The organism is Longimicrobium sp. (assembly GCF_036280135.1).
Taxonomy (GTDB): Bacteria; Gemmatimonadota; Gemmatimonadetes; order Longimicrobiales; family Longimicrobiaceae; genus Longimicrobium.
This window is the reverse complement of record NZ_DASURI010000773.1, coordinates 1-8,847: the sequence shown is the minus strand read 5'-3', so window position 1 is coordinate 8,847 and position 8,847 is coordinate 1. Positions and strand designations below refer to the sequence as shown.

Below are 8,847 nucleotides of genomic sequence, written 5' to 3'. Positions count from 1 at the left end.
CCTTGCGCTCGATCATCTTGGCCTTGCTCTGGGCCTGCCGGGCCTTGCTGGCCTTGGCCTTGAACTTGTCGACGAACTTCTGGTGGTGCGCGATCTCCTTTTGCCGGCCCTCGATCTCCTTTTCCTTGCGCTCGCGGTCCTCCACCTTCTGCACCAGGAAGTCGCTGTAGTTGCCGTGGTACAGCGTGACCGTCTGGTAGTCCACGTCCAGGATGCCCGTGGCGATGTTGTCCAGGAAGCGGTGGTCGTGGCTCACGACGGCCACGGGGCCGTCGTAGTCCTGGAGGAACTTCTCCAGCCAGCGGATGGAGAGGATGTCCAGGTGGTTGGTGGGCTCGTCCAGCAGCAGCACGTCGGGGCTGCCGGCCAGCACCTGCGCCAGCAGCACGCGCAGCTTGAAGCCGCCCGACAGCGTCGAGAGCGGCTTGCGGTGCTGCTCGGCCGGGATGCCCAGGCCTTCCAGGATGGTGGCCGCGCGCGCCTCGGCCGTGTAGCCGTCCAGCCGCTGCACGGTCTCCTCCAGCTCGCTGAACCGGTCCACGTCGAACTCCACGTGGGCGTTGGCCAGCAGGGCCTCCTTGGCCACCATGGCGTCCCACAGCTCCGGGTGGCCCATGAGGGCGACCTCGAGCACTTCCTGGTGCTCGTACAGGAACTGGTCCTGGCGCAGAACGCCCAGGCGCGCGGACTTGGGGATGGAGACGACGCCCTTGGTGGCCTCGGTGTCGCCGCTCAGGATGCTGAGCAGCGTGGTCTTGCCCGAGCCGTTGGCGCCCACGATCCCGTAGCGCTCGCCCGGGTTGAGCTGGAACGAGGCATCGGCGAAGAGGATGCGGTCGCCGAAGGACTTTTCGAGGTTGGATACGGAGATCATCCCGTAATCTAATCAAAACGCACGCTTTTGTGGACCCTCGGGGGTGCAGCGGGTCCGCGATCGCGTGGAACGGCAACGACGAACTGCGTTTCACACGGCACTTCGTGCACGGCACTGCGTGAACGGTTGGTCCGTGCACCGGGCACCCCCGTGCTGACGGGCAGGGGGCCGGGTTGGGCACCGGCCAACCGTTCACGCAGTGCCGCTCACAACATGCCGTTCACGCAGTGCCGTGTGCGCCCGTCGTTCCCCTCGCGGAAGCCAGCAAAGCAGAAGGGCAGCGGGAGAGACAAATCTCCCCCGCTGCCCCTGCCCTGCCGTCCGCCGATCAGCGCGCCAGCTCGCGCAGCACGCCGGCTAGGGCGCGCACCTTCTCCGGGTCGCGGGCGCCGGCGGCCTCGCCGTCCAGCTCCGTGGCGATGCGCGTGAGGGCCGTGCGGCGGGCGGCGCCGCGGGCACGCTCGGCGGCCGCGACGTCGCGCTGCAGGCGCATGGTGCGCGTGGCCGGCATGCCGCCGTTGCGGGCCAGCTGGTCCACGTACGCCTTGGCCACGCTGAAGTGCGCCGGCCACGTCCAGCGCTCCTGCAGCTGCGGGTTGAACTCGCGCATCCGCACCAGCTTCGCCGCGTCGATCTCGTTCTGCGACAGGTACTCGCTGGGCACGAGCTCGAACACGTCCAGCCCGCGGCCGATCTCCGAGCCGTAGATGCGGCCGTTGTACCAGTAGGCGCTCCAGAAGCCGCCCAGCACCGCCTGCTGCGCGTTCATGGGGCCGCGATCGAAGAACGCGACTTCCACCGGGTGCGCCGGGTCCGTGAAGTCAAAGATGGACATGCCCCCCTGGTACCACGCCTGCACCATCAGGTCGCGCCCCGGCACGGGGATGAGCGACCCGTTGTGGGCCACGCAGTTCTCCTGCGCCGTCTGCGGGGCCGGCAGCTTGTAGTAGCCCACCTGCCGCAGCTCGCGGTTGTTGAGCGTGAAGATGGCGTCGGCGCCCCACTCGGGCTTGTCGGAGTCACGGCAGCGCGGCTGGGTGCCGCCGCCCCACTCGTCCGTGAACAGCACCGTGCTCCCCGCGTTGTTGAACGTGGCCGAGTGCCAGTACGCGAAGTTGGGGTCCGTGACCTCGTCGATGCGCACGGGGTTGGCCGCGTCGCGGATGTCCAGCAGGATGCCGTTGCCCGCGCACGCGCCCGCCGCCAGCCCGATCTCCGGGTAGACGGTGATGTCGTGGCACTGGTTGGTGGTGGCCGTCTGCTGCGTGCCCTCGCCGTGGCGGCCGCCGGGCCACAGGCCGGCGATGTTGCCCGTCTGCGCGTCGGCGAAGATGCGCGGCGCGTTCACGATGCGCGCGTCCTGCGGCCGGGCCAGGGGCACGCGGATGACCTCGATGCGGAAGTAGGACGTGGCCGTGTCCTGCTGGGGCGTGGCGCCCGAGCACCCCGCCAGCTCCGTGGCCGGGCGAACGCCGCTGGTGCCCTGCACGTAGACGTAGACGTTCTGCCGGTCGTCCGGGTCCGTCACCAGCGTGTGCGTGTGCGAGCCGCGGCAGGTCTGCACGGCCGCCACCTGGCGCGGGCGGTCCAGGTTGCTGATGTCGAAGATGCGCACGCCGCGAAAGCGGTCCGCGCTGCTGGCGCCCTGCACGCCGCCCGTGCCGCAGTCCACGCGGCCGCGCGTCTCTTCCACGGACATGAACAGCAGGTTGCCCATCACCGACACGTCGCCCTGGCCGCCGGAGCACACCAGCGAGCTGCGCAGGCGGGGGCGGGCCGGGTTGGACACGTCCCACACCTGGAACCCGTTGAAGTTGCCCTGGAAGACGTGGTTGCCGCTGAACGCCAGGTCCGAGTTGGCGAAGCCGAAGTCGCCCATCTCGGCCGGGTTCACGAAGCCCTGCGGGCGGTCGGAGTGGGAGACCAGCCGCAGGTTGCGGATCGCCTGGCCGGCGTCGCTCCACCCCGCGCTCAGGCCGATCCGCGGGTCGCGGGCCTGGGCGCCGGCCGGGGCCGCGGCCAGCAGGGCGCCGGCGGCCAGCACCGCCAGCCGCGCCATCGCTTGCGTGTTCATCTGTGGTCTGCTGAAGTGTTGATGCGTGCCGCGTCAGCGCGGCGCGGTAGGGGAAAGCGGTCCTTCCAGGAGCGCCTGCATGCGGCCGATCTCCATCCGCTGGTCGGCGTCCACCTCGTTGGCCAGGGCAAAGATGGACGGCTCCTGCCCGCCCCCCTCGCTGGCGAACAATTCCGCCACCATTTGCAGCGCGCCCTCGTGGTGGCGGATCATCAGCTCCAGGAACATGCGGTCGAACGCCGGGCCCGATGCCGCCGCCAGGGCCGCCATCTGCTCCGGCGTGGCCATCCCCGGCATGTCCGCGTGCGACGAGTCCGCCGCCCCATCGTGGGATGCGTGGGCGCCGCCGTGCCCCGCGTGCGCGTCCATCGCGGGAGCGCCGTGGGCCTGCAGCCAGCGGTGCATGGTGGCCATCTCGTCGCGCTGGGAAACGTCGATGCGCTCGGCGAGCAGGCGCAGGTCGGCGCGCTGCGAGCGGGTGGGCACCAGGGCGGCCATGTCCAGGGCCTGCTGGTGGTGGCCGATCATCATCCGCACGAAGCGCACGTCCGCGTCGGTGTGGCGGGGCGCGGCCGCGGTGGTCCGCGTCTGCGCGGCCGCGTCCGGGGCGGGCACGGCGGCCAGCAGGGCGCCCAGGGCGAGGGTGATCCAGCCTGCCTTCATACGGTGCGGTCCTTCTCGGGATTCGGGCTGCCGCGCGCGTGGAACGGTCGTCCGTTCGCGCGGCGTGCAACAATGGGTTCCCCGCCGCCGCCCCGCAAGCGGTTTTCTTAGCACCCGGAGATGCGGTCGGGAACGATCGGCATCCTATCACCCCACCTAATCCCAGCGGTTCCATCCACTTACGGCAACAGCAACTGCATTCTCACGCAGAGCCGCAGAGGACGCAGAGTACTTCGTCGCGCGATGACGTTCCTCTGCGCCTCTGCGGCTCTGCGTGAGAATTCTTTTTCCTGACCATGAAAAGAGGCCGGGGCCCCCTCGCGGGAGCCCCGGCCTGCATCCGTCCCTGCCGTCCGCCGGTTAGCGGCTGGCGATGGGATCCGCGTTGCCGTCGGGGTCGCAGCTGGCGTTGCCGCTGCTGCGCACGCCGCCCAGCAGCAGGATGCCCGCCACGTGCGGCGCGGCCATCGACGTGCCGCTCATGGTGGTGGTGCCGCCGCCCTTCTTGGTGGACAGGATGCTCACGCCCGGCGCGGCGTAGTCCACCGGCGGGTTGCCGTAGTTGGACCACGAGGCCATGCAGCCGCTGCTGTTGATGGCCGAGATGGTGTAGATGTTGGAGCCGTTCACGCGGGCCGGCGTGAAGTTGTTGGCATCCAGGCCGTCGTTGCCGGCGGCCAGCACGAACTTGATGCCCTTGCCGGCGGCGTCGCTCACGGCCTTCTCCAGCGTGGCGTTGCTGCCGCTGCCGCCCAGGCTCATGTTGGCCACGTCGCCGCTGGAGCCGTTGGCCGCCACGTAGTTCACGCCCGAGATGATGCCGCTGTAGCTGCCGCTGCCGCTGTTGCCCAGCACGCGCACGGAGCAGACGTACGCGTTGGCGGCCACGCCCACCACGTCCTGGCCGTTGTTCTTGGCGGCGATGGTGCCGGCCACGTGCGTGCCGTGCCCGTTGCCGTCCGCCGGGCTGGTGCCGGCGAAGTACGTGTGGCAGGCGCGGCTGGTGTTGAGGTCCGTGTGGTTCAGGTCGATCCCCGAGTCGATGATCCACGCCGTCTTGCCCGTGCCGTCGCCGGCGCCGCCCACGCGGGTAATGCCCCACGGCGTGGTCTGCGTGGCGCTGCCGCCGCCGCCCGGACGCGCCGTCTCGCGCGGCAGGTCCAGCGTGACGATGTGGTCGCGCTCCACGATCTCCACGCGGGGGTCGCGGAGGATCCTGTTCAGGCGCTCCATGGGGATGGCCGCCGTAAAGCCGCGGGCCGCGAAGTGGCGGCGCGACATCACCGTCATCCCGGTCTCCTTGGCCAGCTCGTCCGTCACCGCGTCCACGTCCACGCCCGACTTGAACGTCACCACGTACACGGGGGCGGCGGACTGCGACGCCTCGGTGTCGGGGGCGGCCGTCGTGACGACGGAAGCGTCCTGGCACGCGGCCAGGGCAAGGGCGGCGAGGGCCGCGGCGGGCAGGGTGCGACGCATGACGTTCTCCTCTGCTGCGAACGAAGGGTGCGGACGCGCGTGGGGGCCCCGGGGGACCAGGGACAGGACGCGCCATCCGCCGAGAGTCGGCCCCGGGAGTGGCAAGCACGGGGCCCAAACCGCGCAGTCCGCACAAGCCGTTGCCGGGGCCGCACTTGTCCCCGTCCTGCACCGTTTCGCGCCGCAAAGCGGCCGCACCAGAATGGTGCACGTGAAACAGATCGGGGCGATGCGAACGGCGGCGCGGAACTTTCGTGGGCACCTGCCCGTCTCTCTGTTGCACGGGGGCCCCGGCCGCCTAGATTTGGCGCCCCCTTACCAACACCCGTTTTCATCGTCCGTGACCGTCCAGACGCCCGCCGCCCAACCCGAAGAGCCCCAGGTACGACCCGGCAGCAGCGGCCTGCAGCGGGTCCTGCGCTGGGTTTCGCCCGTCGTGGGGCTGGGCCTGTTCGCGGCGGCCGTGTGGGTGCTCAACCGCTCCCTGGCCGAGGTGAGCTACCGCGAGGTGCGGGCGGCCATCCACGGGCTTCCCGCGTCCGCGCTGCTGCTGTCCGTCCTCTTCACGGCCGCCAACTACGCCGTGCTGTGCGGCTTTGACCTGCTGGCGTTTCGCTACGTGGGCAAGCGGCTCACGGAGTGGAAGGTGGCCGTCACGTCGTTCATCGGCTACGCGGTGGCGAACAACGTGGGGTTCGCCATCATCTCGGGGACGTCGGTGCGGTACCGCTTCTACTCGCGCTGGGGGCTCGGCGGGGCCGACATCTCGCGCATCGTCGTCTTCTACACGGGCACGTTCTGGCTGGGGTTCCTGGTGCTGGCCGGGTGGAGCATGGCCGTGGACCCGCACCCCGGCCTGCGCGACCTGCTGGGCCCCGGCGTCGTGGCCGTTACGGGGTGGGCGCTGCTGGGCACGGCCGCGGCGTACGTGGTGGCGGCCGCCGTGCGCCGCGAGCCCGTGAAGATGTGGAAGTGGCACATCCCCGTGCCGCCCCTGCGCACGGTGGCCATGCAGTACCTGCTCAGCACGGTGGACTGGGCGCTGGCGGCCGCCGTGTTCTACGTCCTCCTGCCGCGGACGGAGCTCACGTTCTCGGAGTTCCTGGGCGCCTTCCTGGCCGCGCAGCTCGTGGGGCTGGTGAGCCACGTCCCCGGCGGCGTGGGCGTGTTCGAGGGGACGATGGTGGTCCTCCTCAAGCAGTACCTGTCGCTGGACCAGATCGTCTCGTCGCTCGTCCTGTACCGGCTCATCTACTACATCATCCCCCTGGGCGCGGCGCTGGCCATCCTGGTGGTGGACGAGGTGCGGCTGCGGCGGCACCACTTCGCCAGGTGGGGGAGCTGGTTCGGGACGATGTCGCTGCAGATCGCGCCGCGCATCCTGGCCATGTTCCTGTTCCTGGGCGGCGCGCTCCTGCTCGTCAGCGGCGCCACGCCCACGGAGCCGCACCGGCTGCGGTGGATCGACCACAACGTGCCCCTGGTGCTGGTGGAGGCGGGGTACCTCATCGGCAGCGTGGCGGGGGTGGGGCTGCTGATCGTCTCCAACGCCGTGGCGCGGCGGCTGGACATGTCGTTCGTCGTGGCGGCCACGTGGCTTTCCGCGGGGATCGGCGCGTCGCTGCTCAAGGGGGCGGACTACGAGGAGGCCGTGCTGCTGGGGCTGCTGCTGATCGCCCTCGTCGTCAGCCGGCCGGCCTTCGACCGCAAGGCGGACTTCTGGGACGCCCGCTTTTCGCCGGGGTGGATCTTTGGCCTCATCGCCGTCGTGGGCGCGTCCGTGTGGCTGGGCTTCTTTGCCTTCAAGCACGTGGAGTACAGCGACGAGCTGTGGTGGCGGTTCGCGCTGAACCAGGACGCGCCCCGGGCCCTGCGCGCCACCATGCTGGCCGTGGTGCTGCTGCTGGCCTTTGGCGTCATGCGCCTGCTGCGCCCGGCGGAGCCGACGATCATCCTCCCCACGGACGAGGACCTGGAGCGGGCGCAGGCCCTCATCGCCCGGCAGCCGTCCACCGTTCCCTACCTGGTCTACCTGCGCGACAAGACGCTGCTCTTTGGCGACGGCGACGCCATGCTCATGTACGCCGTGCAGGGGCGCACCTGGGTGTGCATGGGCGACCCCGTGGGCGAGCCGCGGGCCGTGACGGCCCTCATCCACCGCTTTTTCGAGCGGTGCGACGACTACGGCGGCGTCCCCGTCTTTTACCAGGTGAGCAAGGACCGGCTGCACCAGTACGCGGACTTTGGCCTGACCTTCGCGAAGCTGGGCGAGGAGGCGTTCGTGGACCTGGCCGCGTTCAGCCTGGACGGCGCGGATAAAAAGCCGTTTCGCCTGGTGCTCAACCGCTTCGCCAAGGCGGGGATGACGTTCCGCGTGGTGCCGGTGGAGGAGGTGCCGCTGCTGCTGCCGCGGCTCAAGGAGGTGTCGGACCTGTGGCTGCGGGAAAAGCGCGCGTCGGAAAAGGGGTTCTCGCTGGGCTTCTTTGACCCGGAGTACGTGCTGCGCTTTCCCGTCTGCGTGGTGGAGGCCGAGGGCCGGGTGGTGGCGTTCGCGACCGTGTGGCCGGGACCGGGGGGAACGGAGCTTTCGGTGGATTTGATGCGATACCGGCCCGACGCGCCCCGCAACGTGATGGAGGCCCTGCTGCTGCACCTGATGATCTGGGGACGCGACGGCGGATACCGGCGCTTCAACCTGGGGATGGCGCCGCTGAGCGGACTGGAGGTGAGCGCCATCGCGCCCGTGTGGACGCGCATCGGCAACTGGATCTTTCAGCGGGGCGAGGCCCTGTACAACTTCCAGGGGCTGCGGACGTACAAGGAGAAGTTCCACCCCGCGTGGGAGCCGCGCTACCTGGCCTACCCCGGCGGGCTGAACCTGCCGCGCATCACGGCGGACGTGTCGGCACTCATCGCGGGCGGCTACCGCAAGATCTTTCGCCGCGGCAAGGGCGCGTGAGGCGGTTCCTGTCGATGCTCGTAACCGCGGCGCTGCTGACGGGCGCCGCCGCGTGCAGCCACGTGCGCATTCCCGAGAACGCCGGGATGGAGAACGGCCGGATGCGCTCGCTGCCCCTGCGCCCCCTCCCTGCCCCGGCGGACTCGGCCGGCCGCGCGTTCGCCATCGTGCTCACGGGCGACGGGCCCACGGGTGGACTGGGCAAGCAGATCGCCCGGGACCTGTCCCAGGCGGGCGTGCCGTCCGTCATCTGGAGCTCCCTCCGCTACTACTGGACACCCAGGACGCCCGAGCAGGCGGCGCGGGACCTGGATGCCGTCATCCGCCACTACGCGGCGGAGTGGGGGCGTGACCGGGTGGTGCTGGTGGGGTACTCCATGGGCGCGGACGTGATGCCGTTCCTGGTCAACCGGCTGCCGGCGGACACGCGGGCGCGCATCGGGGGCGTGGCGCTGGTGGCGCTGGCGCACGACGCCGTGTTCGAGTTCCGCGTGGAGCAGTGGTGGGGCACCAGCAGCGCGCCGCGCCGGGCCACGCGGCCGGAGGTGGAGCGCCTGGGCGACCTGCCCGTGCTCTGCGTGTGGGCGCGTGGCGACGAGCTGGCGGCGTGCAGGCAGTTCGGCACGGCGCCCGTGCGCGTGATCGGGCTCACGGGCGGGCACCACTTCAAGGGCGACCGTCCGCGTCTTTTGCGTGTGATCCGCGACCTCGCGCTCCAGGCCAACGGTTCCGCGGCGCGCTGAGGTCGGGAGCAACTGCGAACTGCATTCTCACGCAGAGCCGCAGAGGACGCAGAGT

General features: G+C 70.5%; 6 protein-coding genes. 2 read left to right on the top strand and 4 right to left on the bottom strand.

Features of this window, described 5'->3' with window-relative positions; genetic code table 11:
* The 4 genes from VFZ20_RS24965 to VFZ20_RS24950 form a co-directional block, all read right to left on the bottom strand.
* Positions 1–874, bottom strand: an 874-nt coding sequence (locus VFZ20_RS24965; protein WP_329686679.1) for an ABC-F family ATP-binding cassette domain-containing protein, incomplete at its 3' end; no start/stop codon positions are given.
* 328 nt (positions 875–1,202) lie between these two features.
* A complete protein-coding gene (locus tag VFZ20_RS24960; RefSeq protein WP_329686678.1) occupies positions 1,203–2,948 on the bottom strand; it encodes a hypothetical protein in 1,746 nt (581 codons plus the stop codon).
* Between the two features lie 33 nt (positions 2,949–2,981).
* A complete protein-coding gene (locus tag VFZ20_RS24955; RefSeq protein ID WP_329686677.1) occupies positions 2,982–3,611 on the bottom strand; it encodes a DUF305 domain-containing protein in 630 nt (209 codons plus the stop codon).
* 360 nt (positions 3,612–3,971) lie between these two features.
* Entirely contained in the window at positions 3,972–5,090 is a 1,119-nt protein-coding gene (locus VFZ20_RS24950; protein WP_329686676.1) for a S8 family serine peptidase, read from the bottom strand.
* 340 nt (positions 5,091–5,430) lie between these two features.
* Here VFZ20_RS24950 and mprF point away from each other — a divergent pair, with 340 nt between their 5' ends.
* Together mprF and VFZ20_RS24940 are read left to right on the top strand one after the other, a co-directional pair.
* Positions 5,431–8,049, top strand: a complete 2,619-nt coding sequence (gene mprF / locus VFZ20_RS24945; protein WP_329686675.1) for a bifunctional lysylphosphatidylglycerol flippase/synthetase MprF — start codon at positions 5,431–5,433, stop codon at positions 8,047–8,049.
* Positions 8,050–8,063: 14 nt separating this feature from the next.
* Complete coding sequence (locus tag VFZ20_RS24940) at positions 8,064–8,792, top strand: AcvB/VirJ family lysyl-phosphatidylglycerol hydrolase (RefSeq protein WP_329686674.1); 729 nt, start codon at positions 8,064–8,066, stop codon at positions 8,790–8,792.
* Positions 8,793–8,847 lie beyond the last annotated feature (55 nt).